Source organism: Lysinibacillus parviboronicapiens, from assembly GCF_003049575.1.
Taxonomy (GTDB): Bacteria; Bacillota; Bacilli; order Bacillales_A; family Planococcaceae; genus Lysinibacillus; species Lysinibacillus parviboronicapiens.
The window spans coordinates 149399-173225 of record NZ_PYWI01000002.1; the positions used below are offsets into that span (position 1 = coordinate 149399).

At 38.5% G+C, this 23827-nt stretch carries 21 protein-coding genes; 19 read left to right on the top strand and 2 right to left on the bottom strand.

The genetic code is table 11. The features are described 5' to 3' along the window. Positions 1-27: 27 nt before the first annotated feature. Positions 28-1335 (top strand): DRTGG domain-containing protein, encoded by a 1308-nt coding sequence (locus tag C9J35_RS03115; protein WP_010860190.1) that lies wholly within the window; start codon positions 28-30, stop codon positions 1333-1335. Between the two features lie 146 nt (positions 1336-1481). Here C9J35_RS03115 and C9J35_RS03120 read toward each other — a convergent pair whose 3' ends face one another. Then, positions 1482-1787 (bottom strand): YtpI family protein, encoded by a 306-nt coding sequence (locus C9J35_RS03120; RefSeq protein ID WP_010860189.1) that lies wholly within the window; start codon positions 1785-1787, stop codon positions 1482-1484. A gap of 90 nt (positions 1788-1877) precedes the next feature. On the opposite strand from C9J35_RS03120, the gene C9J35_RS03125 reads away from it, so the two are divergent. From C9J35_RS03125 to C9J35_RS03160, 8 genes are all read left to right on the top strand, one after another. Continuing rightward, entirely contained in the window at positions 1878-2822 is a 945-nt protein-coding gene (locus tag C9J35_RS03125) for a DHH family phosphoesterase (protein ID WP_107923394.1), read from the top strand. A 26-nt stretch (positions 2823-2848) separates the two neighbouring features. Continuing rightward, entirely contained in the window at positions 2849-5932 is a 3084-nt protein-coding gene (gene dnaE, locus C9J35_RS03130) for a DNA polymerase III subunit alpha (protein WP_107923395.1), read from the top strand. Between the two features lie 129 nt (positions 5933-6061). Further along, positions 6062-6694 (top strand): FadR/GntR family transcriptional regulator, encoded by a 633-nt coding sequence (locus C9J35_RS03135; RefSeq protein ID WP_107923396.1) that lies wholly within the window; start codon positions 6062-6064, stop codon positions 6692-6694. A gap of 30 nt (positions 6695-6724) precedes the next feature. Continuing rightward, the gene (gene accD / locus C9J35_RS03140; protein WP_107923397.1) at positions 6725-7582 is read left to right on the top strand and encodes an acetyl-CoA carboxylase, carboxyltransferase subunit beta; all 858 of its coding nucleotides are present in this window, start codon (positions 6725-6727) and stop codon (positions 7580-7582) included. After that, a complete protein-coding gene (locus C9J35_RS03145) occupies positions 7575-8531 on the top strand; it encodes an acetyl-CoA carboxylase carboxyltransferase subunit alpha (RefSeq protein WP_107923398.1) in 957 nt (318 codons plus the stop codon). Before accD ends, C9J35_RS03145 begins: the two co-directional genes overlap by 8 nt. Positions 8532-8761: 230 nt before the next feature. Further along, on the top strand, positions 8762-9721 hold the full coding sequence (gene pfkA, locus C9J35_RS03150; RefSeq protein WP_107923399.1) for a 6-phosphofructokinase: 960 nt from the start codon (positions 8762-8764) through the stop codon (positions 9719-9721). A gap of 26 nt (positions 9722-9747) precedes the next feature. Further along, positions 9748-11508, top strand: a complete 1761-nt coding sequence (gene pyk / locus C9J35_RS03155) for a pyruvate kinase (RefSeq protein ID WP_107923400.1) — start codon at positions 9748-9750, stop codon at positions 11506-11508. A gap of 225 nt (positions 11509-11733) precedes the next feature. After that, on the top strand, positions 11734-12123 hold the full coding sequence (locus C9J35_RS03160) for an FxsA family protein (RefSeq protein ID WP_107923401.1): 390 nt from the start codon (positions 11734-11736) through the stop codon (positions 12121-12123). Here C9J35_RS03160 and C9J35_RS03165 read toward each other — a convergent pair. Then, the gene (locus C9J35_RS03165; protein ID WP_235616185.1) at positions 12107-13072 is read right to left on the bottom strand and encodes an AI-2E family transporter; all 966 of its coding nucleotides are present in this window, start codon (positions 13070-13072) and stop codon (positions 12107-12109) included. The two genes, C9J35_RS03160 and C9J35_RS03165, sit on opposite strands and share 17 nt — an antisense overlap. 253 nt (positions 13073-13325) lie before the next feature. On the opposite strand from C9J35_RS03165, the gene citZ reads away from it, so the two are divergent. The 10 genes from citZ to hflC all read left to right on the top strand — a co-directional run bounded on the left by citZ (position 13326) and on the right by hflC (position 23694). Then, entirely contained in the window at positions 13326-14441 is a 1116-nt protein-coding gene (citZ, locus tag C9J35_RS03170; RefSeq protein ID WP_054767257.1) for a citrate synthase, read from the top strand. Between the two features lie 80 nt (positions 14442-14521). After that, positions 14522-15784, top strand: a complete 1263-nt coding sequence (gene icd, locus C9J35_RS03175) for an NADP-dependent isocitrate dehydrogenase (protein ID WP_107923403.1) — start codon at positions 14522-14524, stop codon at positions 15782-15784. Positions 15785-15965: 181 nt separating this feature from the next. Beyond that, on the top strand, positions 15966-16904 hold the full coding sequence (mdh, locus tag C9J35_RS03180) for a malate dehydrogenase (RefSeq protein ID WP_107923404.1): 939 nt from the start codon (positions 15966-15968) through the stop codon (positions 16902-16904). Positions 16905-17242: 338 nt separating this feature from the next. After that, positions 17243-17683, top strand: a complete 441-nt coding sequence (locus tag C9J35_RS03185) for a MaoC/PaaZ C-terminal domain-containing protein (protein ID WP_054767259.1) — start codon at positions 17243-17245, stop codon at positions 17681-17683. Positions 17684-17739: 56 nt separating this feature from the next. Then, the gene (locus tag C9J35_RS03190; protein ID WP_107923405.1) at positions 17740-18456 is read left to right on the top strand and encodes a response regulator transcription factor; all 717 of its coding nucleotides are present in this window, start codon (positions 17740-17742) and stop codon (positions 18454-18456) included. Then, positions 18453-20006 carry a two-component system histidine kinase PnpS gene (gene pnpS / locus C9J35_RS03195; RefSeq protein WP_054767260.1) on the top strand — a complete coding sequence of 518 codons (1554 nt, stop codon included), beginning with the start codon at positions 18453-18455 and terminating at the stop codon, positions 20004-20006. Before C9J35_RS03190 ends, pnpS begins: the two co-directional genes overlap by 4 nt. 492 nt (positions 20007-20498) lie before the next feature. Next, complete coding sequence (locus C9J35_RS03200) at positions 20499-20867, top strand: CidA/LrgA family holin-like protein (RefSeq protein ID WP_054767261.1); 369 nt, start codon at positions 20499-20501, stop codon at positions 20865-20867. Next, positions 20864-21577, top strand: coding sequence for an LrgB family protein (locus C9J35_RS03205; protein ID WP_107923406.1), 714 nt, complete (start codon positions 20864-20866; stop codon positions 21575-21577). Before C9J35_RS03200 ends, C9J35_RS03205 begins: the two co-directional genes overlap by 4 nt. 120 nt (positions 21578-21697) lie before the next feature. Then, the gene (gene hflK, locus C9J35_RS03210; RefSeq protein WP_107923407.1) at positions 21698-22684 is read left to right on the top strand and encodes an FtsH protease activity modulator HflK; all 987 of its coding nucleotides are present in this window, start codon (positions 21698-21700) and stop codon (positions 22682-22684) included. Next, positions 22684-23694, top strand: coding sequence for a protease modulator HflC (gene hflC / locus C9J35_RS03215; protein ID WP_107923408.1), 1011 nt, complete (start codon positions 22684-22686; stop codon positions 23692-23694). The genes hflK and hflC overlap by 1 nt, the downstream gene beginning before the upstream one ends. The last annotated feature ends 133 nt before the right edge of the window (positions 23695-23827 follow it).

A 23827-nucleotide genomic window follows, 5' to 3' on the forward strand; every position in this document is an offset into this window, starting at 1 on the left:
TTGATTGCTTGAGAAATAGGTGATATTTTGTCTACAAAACATGAGAAGATTTTACAATATATCGAGTCACTACCCGTGGGCGATAAAATTTCAGTACGTCAAATTGCAAAAGAAATGCAAGTGAGTGAAGGAACAGCTTACCGTGCCATTAAGGAAGCCGAAAATCGCCGTTTAGTGAGCTCCATTGAACGTGTCGGAACGATTCGTATTGAAAAGAAAAAGAAGGAAAACATTGAGCGATTAACTTTTGCGGAAATTGTTAATATTGTAGATGGCCAAGTTTTAGGTGGTAAAACAGGTCTACATAAAACGTTAACAAAATTTGTTATAGGAGCAATGCAATTAGAAGATATGATGCGTTATACAGATGCAGGGAGCTTACTGATCGTAGGTAACCGTATAAGAGCACATGAAAATGCGTTGCGAGCAGGTGCTGCTGTGTTAATCACAGGTGGTTTTGATACAACGGAGGCTAACAAACAGCTGGCAGATTCATTAGATTTACCGATAATTTCAACGAGCTATGATACTTTTACCGTAGCGACAATGATTAACCGTGCAATTTATGACCAATTAATCAAAAAAGATATATTATTTATTGAGGATATTTATGTACCGATGACAGATACATCAGTACTTCGCAATGATGAAACGATTCATCATTTCCATAAGCTGAATGAGCGTACGACGCATGGTGCATTTCCTGTCGTAACGATGAATAATAAGCTGATTGGCATGGTAACTGTAAAAGACGTTATAGGTAGGGAAGAAGATGAGCTAATTGAAAAGGTCATGACGAAAAATCCAATTGCTGGATCCATGAAGATGAGTGTTGCTTCAGCAGGACACCGCATGATTTGGGAGGGCATTGACCTACTGCCAATTGTTAACGATGATAATGTTTTACAAGGAGTTATTAGTCGTCAAGATGTGCTGAAGGCATTACAACTTGCACAAAGACAGCCACAGCATGGAGAGACAATTGATGATTTAGTTAAGAATGAAATGAAGGTGCTTGGCGATGAGAATTTAATCGTTGAGTTTAAAGTGACACCACAAATGACAAACCAATATGGGGCGATTTCCTACGGAGCATTTACAACGCTACTTGCAGAGGTTGGTTCATTTGCATTGAAGCGTCGAAAGCGTGGAGATGCAGTGGCAGAGAACATGACGATTTATTTCATTAAGCCTGTGCAAATGGAAAGCACCCTTACTGTTAAACCTCGAATTTTAGATATGAGCCGTAAGTTCGTGAAGATGGACTTCGAAGTATTTAATCATCAAGTACTTGTTGGTAAGGCAATGATGATGTTCCAGCTACTAGAGCGTTAAGCGTACAAAAAAGGGATGGTCTAGCGCAAATACTAGGTCATCCCTTTATGGCTTTATGCAGTTTAACGGTTACTGTAACTTCCGTTGTCATAACTCAAAAAGTGAGCACAAATCAGACTCTGGTTAATGTCCGATTAAGTTATTACTTATTGGTTAATACGGAATTCTTCTTTAACGTATTGACCGTAGTGACGGACCTTTTTAACATTCTCTATTACAACAAAGATGCCTAAAACGACAAGAATTGCTACAATAATAAAGGTATACGTACCAGGGAATAAATACGCCTGGTTTAAGGCGAACAATAAGATAAACGCGCCTAGACCTACGTTTGCTTTACTTTTATACCAGTTTTTAGCGATTGGTAAAGTAGAACGGAATTGTCTTGTTTTAAAATAAAAATAAAATACAAACGCTATGATAATCGCAAATACAAAAATTAAATTGAGCATAGTAAACCTCCTAGCATAACTAGTCATTATTGTAACGATAATTTAAGAAAATTGCTAACGGTTATTACTATCATTTTGGGGGAAACCATTTTGAAAAGACAAATCATCGACACAATTGCTTCATATGAAACAATCGTTATCCACCGACATGTGCGCCCTGATCCCGATGCATATGGGTCACAAATTGGCTTAAAGGAGTTACTTTTAGCAAATTACCCAGAAAAGAAAGTTTATGCAGTTGGTGAGCATGATACATCCTTGTCATTTTTAGCAATGCCAGATCAAGTTGCAGATGATGTATATGCAGATGCACTAGTCATTGTTACGGATACAGCAAACACTGAACGAGTAGATGACCAACGCTATACGAAAGGTAAAATGGTCATTAAAATTGATCATCATCCAAATGACGATGCATATGGGGACTTACTGTGGGTTGATACGACAGCAAGTTCATGTAGTGAAATGATTTATGAACTTTTTGAGGAAGGCAAAGAAGTAGCTAACTGGACGCTATCTGCTGCAGCGGCAAGATTATTATTTGGTGGAATTGTTGGTGATACTGGTCGTTTCCAATTCCCAAGCACGACCGTGAAAACCTTTAAAATTGCTGGCGAGCTCATTACATATGATTTTGATCGAAATCAAATCTTCGATGGTATGTATGAAATGGAACGTAAACTATTAAATTTACAAGGCTATATTTATCAGCATTTCCAAATGGATGATAACGGTGCAGCTTTTGTGAAGCTTACGAAGGAATTGCTTGCTGATAATAATGTTGTGCCATCAGAAGCATCACTTTTAGTAGGTTGTCTTGGAAGTGTAAAAGGGATTTGTGCATGGGTAGTCTTTATTGAAGAAGGCGATCAAATTCGCGTACGTTTACGTTCAAAAGGGCCTATTATTAATACATTGGCCAAGGAATTTAATGGTGGTGGACATCCGCTCGCTTCAGGCGCAACTGCGTATTCATGGGAAGAGGCGGACCGTGTCACAAAACGTTTACAGGAAATCTGTCAGGCATATCAATAAAAATGGAATGAGAGGAAGGGATTCTTTTGACACATGTGTATACACAAATGCATACGAGTGCGGATTTATTGAAAAGTACGATTCGACTTGAGCAATTGATCCCTTTTTTACAAGAGCAGAATACACAGGCCTGTGCAATCGTCAATTCGAAATTGTACGGGCTTTTGCCTTTTTGTAAAGCAATGCAGCAGGCCAATATTCATGCTGTATTAGGGCTAACGGTGAATGTGCAGTGGCAGGAAACTGTCATTCCAGTTGTTTTGTATGCACAAACACAAGAAGGCTACCAACATCTATTAAAGATTAGTAGTGCCGTTTCGATTAAAGAGAACGAGGTATTACCATGGAAATGGCTTAAAGGCTATTCGGCAGGCTGTCTGGCAATGCTTCCTACAAGTAGCTCACTAGAGATAGATGAATGGACTAAGGTTGCAAGTGCGCTGCACCATGTCTTTATAGAACGTTTTTATGTAGGTATTGCAAGACCAGCAGGCATTGTTTCGGCAACGGAAACAGCTATTTCACGATGGTGTGAAGCTGAACATATACAGATTGTCGCCACACATGATAGCTATTTTTTACGCCCAGAAGATCATTTTGCCTATGAAGTTGCTAGAGCCATTGATCAAGGAGCAAAGCTCAGTGAAACAATGTTAACAGCCCATTTACAAGGGAATTTTGCACCAACTAAAGAAGAGATGCTTGCATGGTTTGATGATCGTCCACAATGGCTTGAAACAAGTTCAGTCATGCTCGCTAGTTGTAGAGCGGAAATTCCGAAAGCGCAAATCCAAATGCCGAAGTATCCTGTACCAGCAGATGACACGGCTGACAACCTTCTTATAAAAGCAGCTTTTTTGGGACTTGCCACACGCTTGCAACAAAATGACATACCGACAGCCTATCGCGAACGACTCCATTATGAGTTAGATGTTATCTGTTCAATGGGCTATGCAGATTATTTTTTAATTGTTGCTGATTTTATGCGCTTTGCCAAAGAAAATCATATTTTAACTGGTCCGGGGCGGGGGTCATCGGCAAGCTCACTTGTTGCCTATAGCTTATCTATTACCCGTGTTGATCCACTTGAATATGGTTTATTATTTGAACGTTTTTTAAATCCTGAACGAGTAACATTACCTGATATAGATATTGATTTTGTTGATAGCAAAAGACAAACAGTTATCCAATACGTCGCACAAAAATATGGCAAGGCAAATGTAGCACAAATCATTACCTTTGGAACATTGTCTGCGAAAGCAGTTGCTAGAGATGTAGCGCGTGTTTTTGGATTTGAGGCAGAGGAACTTGAAAAAATATCAAAAATGATTCCTAATAAGCCAAGGATGACGATACAAAGAGCGGTAGCAGAGTCTCAGAATTTTCAAGCTTGGCTAGCTGAAAATGAATACCATCGTCGTTGGTATGAGGTGGCGTTAAAGCTAGAGGGCTTACCGAGAAATTCTTCTACACATGCGGCTGGAATTGTACTATCACCAACACCATTAGTGAATACTGTACCGATTGAAAATGGCCATGACGATATTTATTTAACGCAATGGCCAATGGGCGATGTTGAAGCCAGAGGTCTTGTAAAAATGGACTTTTTAGGCTTACGTAATTTGACTATTTTAGAGCAAATACGTTGGTCAATTTATAAAGCGGGCGGGCCTTGGATTGAATTTGATCTCATTCCAATGCAAGATGAGAAGACGTTACAGCTATTACAAACTGGTGATACGGTAGGAATATTCCAATTAGAATCCGAAGGGATGAAGCAAGCATTACGTGATATTCATCCTACACATTTTTTGGATATTGTGGCAGTCAATGCACTTTATCGTCCAGGTCCGATGGATTTTATACCAGTCTATGCACGACGAAAAGCAGGTAAAGAGCCTGTTATAATGCCACATCCGATACTGGAACCAATTTTGCAAGAGACGTTTGGCGTCATTGTCTACCAGGAGCAGATTATGCACATTGCTTCAGTTATGGCTGGATTTACGATGGGGCAGGCTGATTTACTGCGTCGTGCGGTTAGTAAGAAAAAGCGTGAGGTCCTTGAGGAGCAACGTGCTGCATTTGTCAGTGGAGCTAGTAGGCAAGGGTTTGAAAGCCACATAGCAGAAGAGGTGTATGCGTTAATTGTTCGCTTTGCAGACTATGGTTTTCCAAAAAGCCATGCGGTGGCCTATAGTATAATCTCTTATCATATGGCCTATTTAAAGGCACATTTCCCACAAAGTTTCTATGCGGCGTTATTATCGAATGCAACAGGCAATGCCGATAAAATTCAGCAGCTTGTCGCTGAAGCAAAGGAAAAAGGTATTCCGTTTTACCCGCCTTCCTTACAGCGCAGCACAAAGTTTTTTACTGTCGAAAGTGGGGGCATTCGCTATAGTTTATCGGGCGTTAAAGGGGTGCCGCAACCGTTTTTAGAAAAGCTAGTTGCCTTGCGAAAAACCAATCAAGATGCCTTTCATAATTTATTTGATTTGGCTGTTGCTTTAAGTGCGCAACATTTTAAACCAAAAGTGATGGAGTCTTTAATTTTTGCAGGAGCACTGGATTATTTAGGCAAGGATCGTGCAGTGTTGCTGACGACTTTAGAGGCGGCCCTTAAGCAGGCGGAGCTCTTACGCCCAACAGAGGATATCGATATTGAAACAGCTACAGCTTTTGACTTTGGTAAACCGAAGTATATGGAGGCACATGCAATGTCACAAAAGGAAAAGTTGCAGCATGAAAAAGAAAGTTTGGGCTTTTATATAACAGCACATCCAGTCACTGAGGAAAGAGTATCTTGGGGCAATGTGAATGCTACGTGCCGTGAGTTGAAAAATTTGCGTGAAGGTACGTATGTTAAAATGATTGGCATGATTGAAGAAGTGAAAAAAATTCGTACAAAAAAAGGTGAGCAAATGGCTTTTGTTCAACTTCAAGATGAATTTGGTACTGTATCCGTAACATTATTCCCTCAGGTGTTTCAGTTAGTCGAGGAAATGTTGCTAGAGGACGAACTGCTTTACATTGAAGGGTCACTAGAACTACGTTTTGGCAAGCCACAAGTAAAAGCAAAACATGCGCAAACGACAAAAAAAATATGAAATTAAACAAGATTTTAGAAACTGCATAACTTTTATGCAGTTTTTTCTTTACTTTTAAACAGTTATTTTGTAAGCTAGAGTCAACGTTAAAAAGTGGTCAGACCACTTTTTTGATAGGGGAGTTATCATATGGATAAACAAACCGAACAGAAGAAAGTGTTTTTAGAAATCGTTCAGCAACTGCGTCAGCTTATTCGCTTGGAGAAAATTCAAGCTGGAGAGAAGCTACCTTCTGAACGAGTCCTATCAGAGCGTCTAGGTGTCGGTCGTTCCTCTGTGAGAGAGGCCCTTCGAAGTTTAGAATTGTTGGGACTTATAGAAACGAGACACGGTGGAGGGACTTTTCTTGCCGCAACACATAAGCATCAGCTCGTAGAAGTCTTGTCGATGTTTATATTAGAAGATGAAAAATCAAAAAAAGATGTCGAATATACGCGACAAATTCATGAAAAGGAAGCTATCCGCGTAATAAGTTGTACAGAGATTCTGCGAACACTACCCGTGTGGGACAGTTTTTTTGTGAAACTAGAAATAGAAGGGGCGGTAAATTGTCGGGATGTTTTACGAGAGGTATTAATTACGACAGGCAATCGCCTTGCGCTAAAAATCTGGTTTCAATTGGCAGCTTATGACGGTGACCGTTTAAATCGAAACTCAACAGATGAAGAAAAAATAATCATTCAAACAATGTTGAAATCGATGCAGCTTGGCTATGAGAAAGAGGCATTACAAGCTTACGAGCAGTGGATGGGTACTGTATAAAGCATTTAGACAACAAAGGGGGAGTCAGACATGGCAATACGCAATTTATTTAGTGGCAACCGAAAAAAGAAGCAGGATGGGCAGGAAAAGGCATTTCCAGAAGGACTCATGACAAAATGTCCTGAATGCCGTCATATCCAACTGACGAAAGAATTAGAAAAGCATCACAAAGTATGTACAAAATGTGGGCATCATTTTAAAATGACCGCACAGGAGCGTGTAACGTACTTCTTAGACGAAGGTTCATTTGTGTCTATGGACGACCATTTACAAACGAGTAATCCACTTGGTTTCCCAGCCTATGTAGAGAAAATTACTGCCGATCAACAAAAAACCGGTTTAAATGAGGCTGTATTAACGGGTCTAGGTACACTTGACGGTGAAGAAATTGTTGTAGCGATTATGGATTCTCATTTCCGTATGGGTTCAATGGGTTCAGTAGTGGGTGAAAAGATTACACGTGCTGTTGAAAAAGCAACAGAATTACGTTTACCATTTATTATTTTTACAGCAAGTGGCGGTGCACGTATGCAAGAAGGTGTTCTATCGTTAATGCAAATGGCAAAAACGAGTGTAGCATTAAAGCGCCATAGTGAACACGGTCTACTATTTATTTCAATTTTAACGCATCCAACAACGGGCGGCGTTTCTGCAAGTTTTGCCTCTGTTGGTGATATTAATATTGCTGAACCACAAGCACTGATTGGCTTTGCTGGTCGACGAGTAATTGAAGAAACAGTTAGAGAAAAGCTCCCAAGCGATTTCCAAACGGCAGAATTTTTATTAGAACACGGCCAGCTTGATGCAATTTTCCATCGTAAGGATTTACGTAACCAAGTAGCAGTGCTTGTAAAAATGCATACGAAGGGTGGCGTGCAACATGTCTAAAACATTAGCTTTTGAAGAACCAGTTGTACAATTACGAGAAAAAATAGATGAACTTAAGACAATTGCTGCCGAAGCAGATGTAGATATGACAGGCGAAATTGAAAAGTTAGAAACGCGTTTAACACAGTTAGAACAATCTATTTATGCAAATATGAAACCATGGGATCGTGTACAAGTCGCACGTCATCCAGAGCGTCCAACAACGCTTCAATATATTGAAGCAATGTGTGAAAATTTTATTGAACTACATGGAGATCGTACATTTGGAGACGATGCGGCAATTCTTGGAGGCGTTGCTCTTTTCGAAGGACAGCCAGTAACGATTATCGGACATCAACGTGGAAAGTCTACAAAAGAGAATATCCGTCGTAATTTTGGTATGCCTCATCCAGAAGGATACCGAAAAGCATTGCGATTAATGAAACAGGCAGAGAAGTTCAATCGTCCAATTATTTGTTTTATTGATACGAAAGGTGCTTACCCAGGTAAGGCGGCTGAAGAGCGGGGGCAAAGTGAAGCGATTGCTCGCAATCTAGTGGAAATGGCAGGTCTATCAGTGCCAGTTATTAGCATTGTTATTGGAGAAGGCGGAAGCGGGGGTGCACTTGCATTGGGTGTAGCAAACCGTGTCTTTATGCTTGAAAACTCAACATATTCGGTAATCTCCCCTGAAGGTGCTGCATCTATTTTATGGCGTGATGGTAGTCTTGCGAAGCAAGCCGCTGAAGCAATGCGAATTACAGCACCTGATTTAAAAGAACTTGGTGTTATTGATGGTATTGTTCCAGAAGTAACCGGTGGCGCGCATCGCAATGTGGCCAAACAAGCACTCTATTTAAAAGAATGCATAAGTGATACATTAAAGGCTTTAAATTCTTTGAACGGTGAGCAATTGATTGAAGACCGTTACGAGAAGTTTAAAAAAATCGGGCAATATACTGAAGTATAATCTCGTTTAGAGTCGAGGTGATGAGGGTATAAAATAAGTACAATAATACATAGGTATTATTGGAAAAATGGTATATTTTAGATTTTTTTTGATGGAAGGGGTGTGTGAAAGCGCATTCTTTTCATTTTTTATGTAAAAGTTATGTTTTTGTCGTTCCAGAACCCTTACATAGTTTGTTTTTTCGTGTTAATGTGAATAATAATAGTGTAACTGCAGGAGGTTGTTCGACAATGAAGAAAATTGCCGTATTAACAAGTGGTGGAGATGCGCCAGGCATGAACGCAGCCATTCGTGCAGTCGTTCGTAAGGCAGCTTATCATGGAGTTGATGTTATTGGGATTAAGCATGGCTATGAAGGTTTAATAAAAGGCACGTTTGAGCCTTTAGATTTAGGCTCTGTAGGTGGCATCATTCAAAGAGGTGGCACTAATTTATTTTCAGCACGTTGCCCCGAATTTAAAGAAGATGCTGTACAACAGCAGGGCATTGAAAAAATGCGGGCAGCTGGTATTGATGGTCTTGTCGTCATCGGTGGTGACGGTTCCTATCGTGGTGCAATGGATTTAGTGAAAAAAGGATTCCCAGTTGTGGGCGTGCCAGGGACTATTGATAATGATGTCCCAGGTACAGAGTATACAATTGGTTTTGATACTGCATTAAATACAGTTGTAGAATCTATCGATAAAATCCGTGATACAGCGACTTCTCATGAAAATTCATTTATTGTTGAAGTGATGGGGAGAGACGCAGGGGATATCGCATTATGGGCAGGTCTTGCTGCAGGTGCGGAGACAGTGTTAATCCCTGAAGAAGATTATAATTTAGAGGACATTGTAGCACGTTTAGAGCGTGGTGAAGCTCGTGGTAAAAAGCATAGTATTATTATTGTGGCTGAAGGCGTCATGTCAGGTAATGAGTTGGCAAAATTACTAAAAGAGAAAACAGGAAAAGAGACGCGTGTTTCTGTACTTGGACATATTCAACGCGGAGGTTCTCCTACAGCGCGTGACCGTGTGCTAGCAAGTCAGTTTGGCGCACATGCAGTAGAATTGCTAATAGAAGGTAAATTTGGTCGAGCAGTCGGTATTCGCAATCATAAAGTGATTGACTATGATATGCCTGAAGCTTTTGAAAAAGACCATGAGGCAGATGTAGGTTTATATACTTTAATGAAAGAACTTTCAATATAATTTAGCAAAAACGGAGTGGGCAGATAATGAGAAAAACAAAAATTGTATGTACAATTGGACCGGCAAGTGAATCACCAGAAACTTTAGAAAAATTGATTGAGGCAGGTATGAACGTAGCCCGTTTAAATTTTTCGCACGGCACACACGAAGAACATGAAGTGCGCATTAATTTAATCCGAGAAGTAGCGGAGAAGTTAGGTAAACCTGTCGGTATTTTACTTGATACAAAAGGGCCTGAAATTCGTACGCATAACATGCAAAATGGCGAGCTACATCTGACAACAGGTCAAGTTATTGATATTTCAATGACTGAAGTAGAAGGAACAGAAGCAAGTTTCTCTGTCACTTATAATCGATTAATTGAAGATGTTGAACAAAACTCTATTATTTTATTAGATGATGGATTAATCCAATTACGTGTATTAGCTACTGACACAGAAAAAGGCCTGATTCACACGATTGTGGAAAATGCCGGTGTCTTAAAAAATAAAAAAGGTGTTAATGTACCTGGAGTTTCTGTACAGCTTCCTGGCATTACTGAAAAAGATGCCCAAGATATTTTATTCGGCATAAAGCAAGGTGTCGATTTCATTGCGGCTTCATTCGTACGACGAGCAAAGGATGTGTTAGAAATCCGAGAGTTGCTTGAGCAAAACGGTGGTAGTCATATTCAAATTATCCCGAAAATCGAAAACCAAGAAGGTGTCGACAATATCGACGAAATCATCTTAGTATCCGACGGGTTAATGGTAGCACGTGGAGACCTTGGCGTGGAAATTCCTGCTGAAGAGGTACCTCTTGTACAAAAGAAATTAATTTTAAAATGTAACCAAGTTGGTAAACCCGTAATTACAGCAACACAAATGTTAGACTCGATGCAACGTAACCCTCGTCCAACACGTGCAGAGGCAAGTGACGTGGCAAACGCCATTATCGATGGAACAGACGCCATTATGCTTTCAGGGGAAACTGCTGCTGGGCTTTATCCAGTTGAATCTGTACAAACAATGAATAAAATTGCAGAACGTACAGAACATTCATTGGATTATAAGGCAATCGTCTCTACAAGAAGTCGTGAAAAAGAAGCAAATATGACAGAAGCGATTTCACAGGCAGTTGCTTATACTTCGATTAACTTAGGCGTTAAAGCCGTACTTGCACCAACAGAAAGTGGTAACACCGCTCGCATGATTGCAAAATATCGACCAGGTGTGCCAATCGTTGCAGTAACAGGTTCTGCTAATACTGCACATACATTAACACTTGTTTGGGGTGTAAATCCAGTTGTATGTCAACGTGTTACAACGACAGACGAAATTTTAGAGCTTGCTGTTGACGAAAGCTTAAAGCATGGTTATGTAACGCATGGTGATGCAGTTGTTATTACAGCTGGTGTACCAGTGGGCGAAGCAGGTACAACAAACTTAATGAAAGTTCACATTATAGGAGATTTACTTGCTCGTGGACAAGGTATTGGCAAAGCTTCAGTCATTGGTAAAACAGTTGTTGCAAAAAATGCAGCAGAAGCACTTGCTTATGATACTGAAGGTTGTATTTTAGTGACAGTTGGTACGGATCGTGATATGATGCCAGCGCTTGAAAATTGCAGTGGTCTTATTACGGAGGAAGGTGGACTTACAAGTCATGCAGCTGTTGTTGGGCTCAGCCTTGGAATTCCAGTCATTGTTGGTGTTAAAGAAGCAACAACATTAATTCGTCACGGTCAAGAAATAACAATGGACGCTGAAACAGGTGTCATTTATAAAGGGCATGCGAGTGTTCTTTAATAGCTAATGAAAAAGCTCTAATACATAAAACTGTATTAGAGCTTTTTTGTTTAAAGATAAATAGTACGGGGTAAATATTAGTTACACCTATTGCTATTGTTCGAATAAAGTTACACACTAGCTAGAGCTTTTTCTTATAATTTAGGCTCTTTGTTTTTTATATGAAACTAATTGGGCTATAATAACGTATAAAAGGTATAGCTTTTCAATAGGAAGGGGAAAAATATGCGAAAATTTTTTCTTGGTTTCATTGTGTATGCATTAGCCGAATTGGCGTTATTAATAGCAGTTGGTCAAAAAATAGGTGTATTGAGTACTTTATTGCTCATCATGGCGACGAGTGTTATAGGTATTTATGTAGCAAAAAATAAAGGTATGAATTCTGTACAAAAAGTAAAAAATACGATAGCTAAGGGTGAAGCACCCGGACCTGCTTTGATTGATGCATTACTGAATTTTAGCGGTGCTGTGCTGTTAGCCTTACCTGGTTTTTTAACTGATATTATAGGGTTATTACTACTCATGCCCATCTCAAGAAAGTTGTTCCAGCCAATTGCATTTTATTGGATTCGAAAAAAAATGAAAAAAGGTCAATTTATCATCGTTCAAAGATAGATTTTTCTTTAAGTTTAACGGCCAAAAATAAAAATATGGGGCTGAGTAAAATCCCGTAAAAACCAAATAATAAAATAGATGCAGCACTGATGAAAAAAGTGTGAAAAGTACGCAATTGTAATGTATTAGACCACAGCATAGAATCAGCTAACTGCCTTGTTAATTGGACAAATAAATACAAAAGTAAAATAGCAACGCATAAAAAAGTATTGCCATTGAAATAAAAGTAAATACTCATGGGAATGAGAAAGACTCCGATACCGAAGAATGGAAGTACATCTGCGAATGCAACGATAAATGCTTTAATAATGGCTTGTTCGAATTGAAAAATCATAAAGCCTGCACACAGGATGAAGAGTGTAATGGTGAATAACTGAAATTCTACAAATATAAAGTAATGAAAGAGTTGCATAATTTTTGAAAAATGCGATCGCCATTCGTTGCGAAATTTCTTAGGCACATATTGAAAAAACCAATAACGGGATTTACGTGTTTCTAGTAGCGCAAAATAGTACGCGACAAGGAAAATAAACACTTCAATGACGTGCTTCATGAATAATTGTAATAGGTTTGCTGTGTAAACGAGGATAGAATCAAAAATTGACAACGATTTTTCTTGTAAGACTTGTATAAACATGGACTCGTATTCAGTGAATAATTGGAAATTTTGCAGTGTATCTCTTATTTCAGGGAAGATCAGAATGATGCTGTTAATGGATATAATGATGAGGAGAAAAATACAAGTTAGTATAAGTATTTCTACCAATATTGCTGCGAGCCAATATGGGATTTTACAATAAGCATTGAGAAATTTTATAATAGGATACGTAGAAAAAGATAAAAATATTGCAAGGGATACAGGTAATACGAACCAAAGAATTAACAGATAAAAAATAAATAGTAGAACATTTATGGTTCTTTCGTATGAAAAATACTTAATATTCCTCATTTTTACAATTTCACCCCGATTCAAATAAAAAAATAATGTCAAAAAATACAAAAAAATCTCTTTGGAACGTCTTTATAGTCGCTCGGGCGGCATTTTCTTAATTTGAAGGTTTTTCATTCACAAAGCTGTCAAAAATGATTATAATAGCAATGTAAGCGATTTACTTAATGGTTCATATGAGCAAAAACCGTAAATGTTAACAAATTAAAATGCATTTACAACAAAATTTAAAAGTATGAGGGAGCGATAATTTATGTCAGCAACAAAAGGTTTAGAAGGTATCGTAGCGGCGGAATCTAAAATCAGCTCAATTATCGATGACACACTTACATATGTTGGTTACAACATTGATGATTTAGCAGATAACGCATCATTTGAAGAGGTAATTTATCTATTATGGCACACTCGTTTACCAAAAGCGGACGAGCTAGCTGAGTTAAAACAACAATTAGCAGACAACATGTCTATTCCACAAGCAATTGTAGACCAATTCAAAACATACCCACTATCAACTGTACATCCAATGGCTGCGCTACGTACTGCAGTATCTTTACTTGGTGTATTCGATGAAGAAGCGGATGTCATGGATCCAGAAGCTAACTACCGTAAAGCTATCCGTCTACAAGCTAAAATTGCTACAGTAGTAACTGCGTTTGCGCGTGTTCGTAAAGGCTTAGAGCCAGTTGCACCAAAACCAGAACTAGGTTATGCAGCGAACTTCTTATACATGTTAAAAGGTGAAGAACCAGCAGCAATCGAAATCGAAGCATTCGATAAAGCATTAGTATTACATGCCGATCATGAATTAAATGCCTCTACATTCACAGCACGTGTATGTGTAGCTACATTATCAGACGTTTATTCAGGTGTAACTGCAGCTATCGGCGCATTAAAAGGACCACTTCATGGTGGTGCGAATGAACAAGTTATGAAAATGTTAAGTGAAATCGGTTCTCTTGATAATGTTGAATCTTATATTCAAAATAAATTAGATAACAAAGAAAAAATCATGGGCTTCGGTCACCGTGTTTACCGTAAAGGCGACCCACGTGCACCACACCTACGTGTAATGTCACAAAAATTAACTGAACTAACTGGTAAACCAGAGCTTTATGAAATGTCAGTTAAAATCCATGACATGATTGTTGAACAAAAGAAATTACCTGCTAATGTAGACTTCTTCTCTGCGTCAGTGTATGATTCTTTAGGCATCGATCATGACCTATTCACACCAATTTTCGCAGTATCACGTACTTCTGGTTGGGTAGCACATATTCTTGAACAATATGCTAACAACCGCTTGATTCGTCCACGTGCAGAGTATGTTGGACCAGGTATGCAAAAATATGTTCCAATCAGCGAGCGCTAATTTGGAAAATATGCTAGAATATTTGGGACTGTGTTACCTATAACACAGTCCTATGATTATGAATTTAGGAGGCAACAATAATGTCAAACAAAATTGTAGTTGAAAATGGCGTACTTAATGTACCAAACAATCCAGTAATCCCGTTCATCGAAGGTGATGGAATCGGTCCAGATATTTGGGCTGCAGCATCTCGTGTTATTGACGCAGCTGTTGAAAAAGCTTATAACGGTGAAAAGAAAATCGAATGGTTAGAAGTTTTAGCTGGTGAAAAAGCGTTCAACCAAACGGGTGAATGGTTACCACAAGAAACTTTAGACAAAATTAACGAATACCTTATCGCAATCAAAGGTCCTCTTACAACTCCAATCGGTGGCGGTATCCGCTCACTAAACGTAGCATTACGTCAACAACTTGATCTATATGTTTGCTTACGTCCTGTACGTCACTTTGACGGAGTACCTTCTCCAGTTAAACGCCCAGAAGACGTTGAAATGGTTATCTTCCGCGAAAACACTGAAGACATCTACGCTGGTATCGAGTTCGAATCAGGCTCTGAACAAGCTAAAAAAATCATCAACTTCCTACAAACTGAATTTGGTGTTAACCAAATCCGCTTCCCAGAAACTTCTGGTATCGGTGTAAAACCTGTATCTAAAGAAGGTACTGAGCGTTTAGTGCGTTCTGCTATTGAATATGCTATTAAACATAACCGCCCATCTGTAACATTAGTTCACAAAGGGAACATTATGAAATTCACTGAAGGTGGATTCAAAAAATGGGGTTATGAATTAGCTGAAACTGAATTTGCTGATAAAACTTTCACTTGGAATCAATATGATGCAATCAAAGCTGAACAAGGTGAAGAAGCAGCAAACAAAGCACAAGCTGACGCTTTAGCTTCTGGTAAAATCTTAGTGAAAGATTCTATCGCTGACATCTTCTTACAACAAATCTTAACTCGTCCAACTGAGTTTGATGTAGTAGCTACAATGAACTTAAACGGTGACTATATTTCTGATGCACTGGCTGCACAAGTTGGTGGTATCGGTATTGCTCCAGGTGCGAACATTAACTACGTAACTGGTCACGCAATCTTCGAAGCTACTCATGGTACAGCTCCAAAATATGCTGGTTTAGATAAAGTAAACCCATCTTCAGTATTACTTTCAGGCGTATTAATGCTTGAACACTTAGGATGGCAAGAAGCAGCTGATAGCATTACAGCATCAGTTGAAAAAACAATCTCTTCTAAAGTTGTAACTTACGACTTTGCACGTCTAATGGACGGTGCTACAGAAGTGAAATGTTCTGAGTTCGCTGACGAGCTAATCAAAAACTTATAATTTTTCCAACATTAGTTGCATAAAATTATCTGTAATGAATGCAAAATCTGTCGAAATATGTTTGTTTAACTATTGTCTTTTTTTCAATAAAGTGTTTACGAACTTGTTTAAGCAAGGGAGAGAGAGTTATTCTCCTCCCTTTTTTTTTAACATAAAACCCAAATCAAAGGAGCGTATTCAAATGTCTTTGAAACGTAAAAAAATCTCAGTAATCGGTGGCGGATTCACTGGCGCTACTGCAGCATTTTTAGCAGCTCAAAAAGAACTTGGTGATGTAGTATTAGTAGACATTCCTCAAGCTGAAAACCCAACAAAAGGTAAAGCTTTAGATATGTGGGAAGCTGCTCCAATTCAAGGTTTTGATTCTTATGTTAAAGGTACTTCTGACTATGCAGATACTGCGGATTCTGATGTAGTCATCATCACTGCAGGTGTTGCTCGAAAACCTGGTATGAGTCGTGACGACTTAGTTCAAATCAACCAAGGCGTTATGAAAACTGTTTCTAAAGAAATTGCGACTCATTCACCAAACGCAACTATTCTCGTTTTGACAAACCCAGTTGATGCAATGACTTACACTGTATACAAAGAAACTGGATTCCCTAAAAATCGTGTAATCGGTCAATCTGGTGTTCTGGATACAGCTCGTTTCCGTTCTTTTATCGCCGAAGAACTTAACATTTCTGTTAAAGACATCACAGGATTCGTATTAGGCGGGCATGGTGATACAATGGTGCCACTTACTCGCTACTCTTTCGCTGGTGGTATTCCACTAGAGACTTTAATCGCTCCTGAGCGTTTACAAGAAATTGTTGACCGTACTCGTAACGGTGGTGCTGAAATCGTAAACCTACTTGGTAACGGTTCTGCCTATTACGCTCCAGCTGCTGCACTTATAGAAATGGCTGAAGCGATTCTTAAAGACCAAAAACGTATTCTTCCATCTATCGCTCTGCTTGAAGGTGAGTATGGCTACAACGATATTTACTTAGGTGTACCTACACTTTTAGGTGCAGATGGTATTGAAAAAATTTATGAACTTGAATTAACGGATAAAGAAAAAGCTGCATTAGACAGCTCTGCAGAAGCTGTAAAAGCAGTTATGAAAGTTTTAGCTTAATAAAAAGTTTATGAAATCGAGTGGGAATCATTCCTACTCGATTTTTTATTATGCTGTAAATTAAGTATTGATTAAGGGAAGTTGTTTGGCGTACCTGTAGCATCAAGACCTAGTGGCATCTTTTTACTGCAAAAAACGCATTTATAGATATAGAAATATACAACTTAACTTTAATAGAATTTAGTTGATGTGAAGATACTTTGACATATCCGTCGTTAAGTTAAACGCTTAGTGCATAGTATGCATATTTATGAAATGGTTATTCTGCTTTTCATTGTACTTTTAGAATAAAATTGATACTATGAAGGTAGTATGATAGAAAAGGGGTTGGCGTATCTTTGCTTCAAAAGAACAGTAAGCTTGGTCTCACTATAGATGAAATCACGATTGGCGAGAAAATTCATATTACTGAAAAAGTAGAGGATAAAGATTTATTGCTTTATTTAGGGCTTACAAATGATAGCAATCCGCTCTATATTCAACATGATTATGCAGCAATGACGCCATTTAAAAAGCCCATTGTACCAACAATTATGTTAAATGGTATCATTACGTCAGCTGTGTCGAAGTATATCCCTGGACCAGGTGCACGCATCATTGAACAGCATCTAAAATACTTAGGTCCACTCTATCATTATGAACTATTTGATACGCTATTAGAGGTAACCGCAGTCAATAAAGGACAAAATACAATTACGGTTTCAGTGAACTCATATAATGAGCAAAAGCAGCTTGTGATTGAAGGTACATTACTGGTAACGCCACCACTTGCGTTATAGTAAACGTCTTGTAGATTTGAAATGGGGGTTTCAAATCACTAACGGAGGCATTATACATGACAAAGACAATTTTAGTTGTAGAAGATGAATTTTCAATTGCAACATTACTAAAATATAATTTAGAGCAGGCTGGCTATGTTGTTGAAACAGCTGTGGATGGTCAAGAAGGTTTAGAGAAGGCTATTGCGCTACAGCCAGATTTAATGCTATTAGATTTAATGCTGCCGAAGCTAGATGGTATGGAAGTGTGTAAGCAAATTCGACAGCAACGCTTGAATACACCCATTATTATGCTAACGGCAAAAGATGATGAGTTCGATAAGGTGCTTGGTTTGGAACTCGGAGCAGATGATTATATGACGAAGCCCTTTAGCCCACGTGAGGTTTTAGCACGTGTGAAAGCAGTATTACGACGTTTTACACAAAATGTAGTAGCTGAGGATAAGGATGAACCGCTAGAAAAAATGTATGAATTTGGTCAACTCCGTGTGTATCCTGAGCGTTTTGAGGTATTTTTACAAGATGAAGCACTTGAATTTACACCAAAGGAATTTGAGCTTCTTATTTATTTACTCGAAAATAAAAACCGTGTATTAACGCGTGATCAGTTATTAAGTGCTGTATGGAAATATGATTTTGCAGGAGATACTCGTATTGTGGATGTGCATATTAGTCACCTTCGCGATAAAATTGAAGAAAATAGCCGTAAACCAATCTTTATTAAAACGATTCGTGGTCTTGGCTATAAATTTGAGGAGCCGAAATCGTCATGAAATCAATGAGCAACCGCTTATTCTTGACATTCATGCTATTGCTCGGAACAATACTAGCTGTCCTAATTATTGTTATAGGTCAGCTTTTTCCTGTTTATATAGAACAATACAATGAACAGGCGAGCCCGCAGATGCAAGAAGCGATAGAAAAAGTATTAGAGGAACGACAGATTACATTATCTGCTGACGACAAAGAGGCGTTACTAGCAGTACAAACAATTGAAAATAATGATTCGCTATTATCCTATCTACATGCGCGTCTCTATATAGTGCTCGCGATTTTATTTTTCATAACCATTATTTTAATAGCCATAGTAAGTCGCTATATGATAGTGAATTTCACTGCACCTATTGATAATGTGACGGAAACGGCACTTGAGCTTGCAAAAGGGAATTATCGAGCACGTGCTCATGAAAATGAGCAGGAACGCACGATGCCGCTTAGTCATTCTATCAATATTTTGGCGCGAAATTTGCAGGACATTACAACGATTCGTGAAGTTGAAGAGGAAAGACTTAAAACTTTAATCGAGAACATGGGAAGTTCGCTCATGATGATCGGGCGCGAAGGTAATATATCGATTGTCAATCGTGTATTTTTGGAGCGCTTTGGCATGCAGCTGGAAGATGTACAAGGAAAGGTATTTCGTACAATTGGCTTGCCAAAATCGCTAGAGCAATTTATCGACCATGTGTTTTTAACAGAGATGCCATATCGACAGCAAATTAAAATGGAAGTTCAACAAGAGCTATATAATAAAGAAGTATATGGTGCACCGGTCATCGGTGATCACGGACGATGGCTCGGAGTTGTGATTGTTATGCATGATATTACGGAGCTTGTGCGTTTAGAGCAAATTCGGAAAGACTTTGTCGCAAATGTCTCCCATGAACTTCGTACGCCTATTACATCTATTAAAGGTTTTTCGGAGACATTGCTGGACGGAGCCTATAAGGATGAAAAGATGTTGCTGTCATTTTTAGAGATTATTCATAAAGAAAGTAATCGTCTACAAATGCTCATTCAAGATTTACTAGAGCTTTCGAAAATTGAACAACATGGTTTTACTGTTAATATTATGCCTATGTATTTACAAGATGTGCTTATACGAGGAGCAGAGCTAACTGGCCCACGTCTGGATGAGAAAAATATGAGCTTTAACGTTGATATTGCACGTGATGTAGAGGTAATGGGTGACGCCAATCGCATTATACAAATTGTTATGAATTTAATTACCAATGCGATAACATATTCACCAGAAAATACGACTGTGACAATTCGATTGAAGGAAGATGAAACATACGGCATTCTAGAAATTGAGGATGAAGGTATCGGAATTGAAAAACATGAAATTGCTCGTGTCTTTGAACGATTTTATCGAGTAGACCGTGCCCGAAGTCGAAATTCTGGTGGGACAGGCTTAGGACTTGCCATTGTCAAGCATTTAGTGGAGGCACATCATGGGCGTATTCAAGTGGAAAGTGAAGTTGGCGTCGGAACAAAAATGATTGTCATGATTCCTAAAGAATTAACGAATTCTTTACAATAATAGCATGTAAGATTCACATTACGGGGCTATACTAATTTATAGAAACCCCCTATATAGTTTGATAAGACGAAAAGTTGCTTGCTAAGCATTCATGCACATGCATAGATGTTTTATCCCGCATAACGGTCAGTAATTTATCTGTTCCGAAAGCGAAGCGTCAGGTACAAAACGCCCACCTCAAGTTGAAAGATGAGCACGAGTCAACTTGGTTATCGATCAACTGACCGTAAAAGCCCAATTGGTTCGGGGCAACAGGATGTTGGTCACACAAGCCTTTTCACAGGATGTGAAGGTTGTAGCTTGTATTCCTCTATTTATTGTGGGGAATGTAGAAATCCCTCCACTGATTGGAGTTTCATTTTATAGTTGTTGCTACACCGCATAAAGAATCTATTTCCAAAGTTTTTTGGAGATGGGTTCTTTTTGTGTTTTACTCTTACGCAAAAGAGGTGTAAAGTATAGTAGCATAATAAGATTGAGAGAAGGTTGACCATGAAAATCGCCAAAAGTCTCGTGCAAATTGGCTATCTTTATATATTATTATTTATCGGAAATAGTATTGCACGTTTACTTCACTTGCCGATTCCAGGGAGCATAATAGGTTTAATATTATTGTTTTTATTATTACAGTTCCATATCATAAAACTTGAATGGATTGAGCTAGGTGCTGGATTATTACTGAGTGAATTACTATTGTTTTTCATTCCATCTGCAATTGGTGTTATCGATTATGATGCATTATTCGGTGTTCAGGGCGTGAAAGTCGTTCTTGTCATCGTAGTGAGTGCCATTGTTGTCATGCTCGTAACGGGTTACACAGCCCAATGGCTAGAGCAACGAAAGAAGGGGAATGCTGCATGAGTATCCTGATTGCTGTAGTTAGTTTACTAGGGACAATTGCCATTTTTTACACTTGCAAAGTCTTCTATCAAAAGTTTAAAAAGGAATGGCTAACGCCTATGCTCATAACACCGCTAGTCATCATCTTTGTTTTGCTGCTAACAGGAACATCCTATGATTCCTATAATGCAGGAGCCAATATTTTAACAAACTTACTTGGGCCGGCGACAATTGCCTTTGCCGTACCGATTTATAAAAATTTCTCGCTTCTAAAACAACATGCCTTTGAAATTTTTCTTAGTATTGCTATTGGTTCGGCTGTTGCGATTATATCATCATTTTTCATCGCATTAGTGGTTGGCCTAAATGACAAATTAGTGCATAGCTTAGTACCACGGTCTGTTACAACACCAATCGCCATGGATATTTCAAATATGATTGGTGGTTCTCCTACACTTACGGCTGTTTTCGTGATGACGACGGGTATACTTGGTAGTTTACTTGCCCCAATCATTATTCGCATAAGTCATTTCCGTTCACCATCCGCAAAAGGTTTAATGCTAGGGATGGGGGCGCACGGAACAGGGACTTCAAAAGCATTTGAGTTTGGTGAGTTGGAAGGTACTTTTGCAAGTCTTGCCATGGTTGTTGCGGCATTAATTAGTATAGTTTTATCTACAATGTTTTTCCCTATATTCGAACAATTTGTAATGAATATCCTGTTGCCTTAATTGGTGACAGGATATTTTGATTTATATAACTGTGTGAAAAGCTCAAAAAATATTATTTTCTTGAAACTTTTTGTAAGTTTTCCCGTAAACAATAGTACTAAGTAAAAGGGAGGAACAGACATGAGTGTGAAAAGAACACTAATGATGGTGGGACTTGGAATTTTCGGCATTGTGGCACTGATCGCTGTCTTTACATCGTGGTATACAGTGGATGAATCGGAGCAAGCAGTTGTCGTTACATTTGGTCGTGCTGATGATATGGTTACAAATCCTGGTTTACATTTTAAATTACCTTGGCCAGTACAGTCGGTTGAGATTTTATCGAAAGAAACATTTAGTTTACAGTTTGGTTATAAACAAAATAAGGCTGGAGAAATGGAAGCTTATGATGCTGAAATCAAAATGATTACGGGAGATGAAAATATAGTCTTAACGGATCTTGTTGTGCAATGGAAAATTACAGATCCACGCAAGTATTTATTCAATGCACAAGATCCAGAAGAAATTTTACATAGTGCCACATCAAGCGCGATTCGTTCAATTATCGGCAGTTCAACTATTGATGCAGCGCTAACAGATGGAAAGGCAGAGATTGAAGCAAATACTCGAGATTTACTCGTATCATTAGTAGAAAAATATGATATTGGTGTTGGGATTTTGGGCGTTAAATTGCAAGATGTAGAGCTACCAAATTCAGAAGTACGAGCAGCCTTTACAGCGGTAACAGATGCACGTGAAACAAAAAACACCAAAACTAATGAAGCACAAAAGTATAAAAACCAACGCATCAGTGAAGCAGAAGGTGAAAAGGATGCCATCATTTCAAAGGCTGAAGGTGCGAAAAAGGCGCGAACAGAGCAAGCCCAAGGTGATGTAGCTGTCTTTAATAAAATGTATGAGCAATATAAAGGCAATCAACAAATTACACGTGAGCGCTTAGTATTGGAAACACTTGAAAACGTCCTACCGAAAGCACAAATATACTTTATGAATGATGATGGCAGTACCATGAAGTACTTACCATTGCAAGCATTGCAACCAACAGAACAGCAAAAGTCTACAGAGACAAAAGAGACAAAAGAGACAAAAGAGGGGAGCGGTAACTAATGGATCAAAAAAATAAGGACCTTGATAAATTTCTAAGTTTTTTATCAGGTAAATCAAAAACTACCGCTTCTAGTGATGGTGACAAGGGCGACAACGTTGTGAAAATGTCTAAAAAGAGTCCGCTAAATCCGAAGAAACTTCTTTCGCTAGTTGTTACTTTAACTGTTGTATTTGCGATTGTAGTAATTTTATTTGCAAATGTTTATATTGTGAAAGAATCGGAGTATGCCGTTGTACGTCAATTTGGTGAAGTGGTAAAATTTGAGCGTGAGCCAGGATTGAATATGACAGTACCGTTTATTCAAAGTGTGACAAGATTACCAAAAAACCAAATGACATATGATATTTCTGAAGAGGAAATTAATACAAAAGATAAAAAACGGATAATTATCGATAACTATGCAGTGTGGCGTATTACAGATCCGAAGGCACTTATTTCAAATGCTGGTACACTGAGCAAAGCAGAATCTCGTATGGAGGAGTTTATCTATTCAGTTATTCGTACGGAACTTGGGCAATTAAAGTATGAAGAAATAATTAATGATGAAAATTCCTCTCGTGGTAGCTTAAATGATCGTGTCACTGAACGTGTCAATGAACTATTGTTAAATGACAAATATGGTATTGAAGTAGTCGATGTTCGAATTCGTCGTACCGATTTACCATCTGAAAATGAGCAATCTGTTTACACAAGGATGGTATCTGAGCGTCAATCTATTGCACAGCTTTACTTATCCGAAGGGGATGCAGAAAAACGGCGCATTGAAGCACAAACAGATCGTCAAGTGCAGGAAATGCTTGCTACGGCAAATAAAGAAGCATCTTTAATACAAGCCGAAGGAGAAGCTGAGGCGGCCAAAATTTATAATAGCTCATTCTCAAAAGATCCTGAGTTTTATTCACTGTATCGTACGCTTGAATCATATAAGAAAACTGTAGGTGAAGATACGGTCATTATTTTGCCATCAACCTCACCTTATGCGAAACTTTTATCGGGCTATATACAATAATCTAGTAATCCTTGCAGGGATTTGTAAAAGTGGCAATCACGTACGTATAAAGTACGTGATTTCCGCTTTTTTTGTTATAGTAAATTCATAATTTAGTGTTTCATAGATAGCTATTTTCTGATAGAATTATGAT

Excerpts from the sequence above, each read along its gene's own strand:
- C9J35_RS03205 (WP_107923406.1), top strand. The coding sequence starts at position 20,864 with ATGAGTATCCTGATTGCTGTAGTTAGTTTACTAGGGACAATTGCCATT.
- C9J35_RS03120 (WP_010860189.1), bottom strand. The coding sequence starts at position 1,787 with ATGCTCAATTTAATTTTTGTATTTGCGATTATCATAGCGTTTGTATTT.
- hflC (WP_107923408.1), top strand. The coding sequence starts at position 22,684 with ATGGATCAAAAAAATAAGGACCTTGATAAATTTCTAAGTTTTTTATCA.
- C9J35_RS03145 (WP_107923398.1), top strand. The coding sequence starts at position 7,575 with ATGTCTAAAACATTAGCTTTTGAAGAACCAGTTGTACAATTACGAGAA.
- C9J35_RS03165 (WP_235616185.1), bottom strand. The coding sequence starts at position 13,072 with ATGAGGAATATTAAGTATTTTTCATACGAAAGAACCATAAATGTTCTA.
- C9J35_RS03135 (WP_107923396.1), top strand. The coding sequence starts at position 6,062 with ATGGATAAACAAACCGAACAGAAGAAAGTGTTTTTAGAAATCGTTCAG.
- mdh (WP_107923404.1), top strand. The coding sequence starts at position 15,966 with ATGTCTTTGAAACGTAAAAAAATCTCAGTAATCGGTGGCGGATTCACT.
- citZ (WP_054767257.1), top strand. The coding sequence starts at position 13,326 with ATGTCAGCAACAAAAGGTTTAGAAGGTATCGTAGCGGCGGAATCTAAA.
- C9J35_RS03200 (WP_054767261.1), top strand. The coding sequence starts at position 20,499 with ATGAAAATCGCCAAAAGTCTCGTGCAAATTGGCTATCTTTATATATTA.
- accD (WP_107923397.1), top strand. The coding sequence starts at position 6,725 with ATGGCAATACGCAATTTATTTAGTGGCAACCGAAAAAAGAAGCAGGAT.
- C9J35_RS03160 (WP_107923401.1), top strand. The coding sequence starts at position 11,734 with ATGCGAAAATTTTTTCTTGGTTTCATTGTGTATGCATTAGCCGAATTG.
- icd (WP_107923403.1), top strand. The coding sequence starts at position 14,522 with ATGTCAAACAAAATTGTAGTTGAAAATGGCGTACTTAATGTACCAAAC.
- pnpS (WP_054767260.1), top strand. The coding sequence starts at position 18,453 with ATGAAATCAATGAGCAACCGCTTATTCTTGACATTCATGCTATTGCTC.
- pfkA (WP_107923399.1), top strand. The coding sequence starts at position 8,762 with ATGAAGAAAATTGCCGTATTAACAAGTGGTGGAGATGCGCCAGGCATG.
- hflK (WP_107923407.1), top strand. The coding sequence starts at position 21,698 with ATGAGTGTGAAAAGAACACTAATGATGGTGGGACTTGGAATTTTCGGC.
- pyk (WP_107923400.1), top strand. The coding sequence starts at position 9,748 with ATGAGAAAAACAAAAATTGTATGTACAATTGGACCGGCAAGTGAATCA.
- C9J35_RS03190 (WP_107923405.1), top strand. The coding sequence starts at position 17,740 with ATGACAAAGACAATTTTAGTTGTAGAAGATGAATTTTCAATTGCAACA.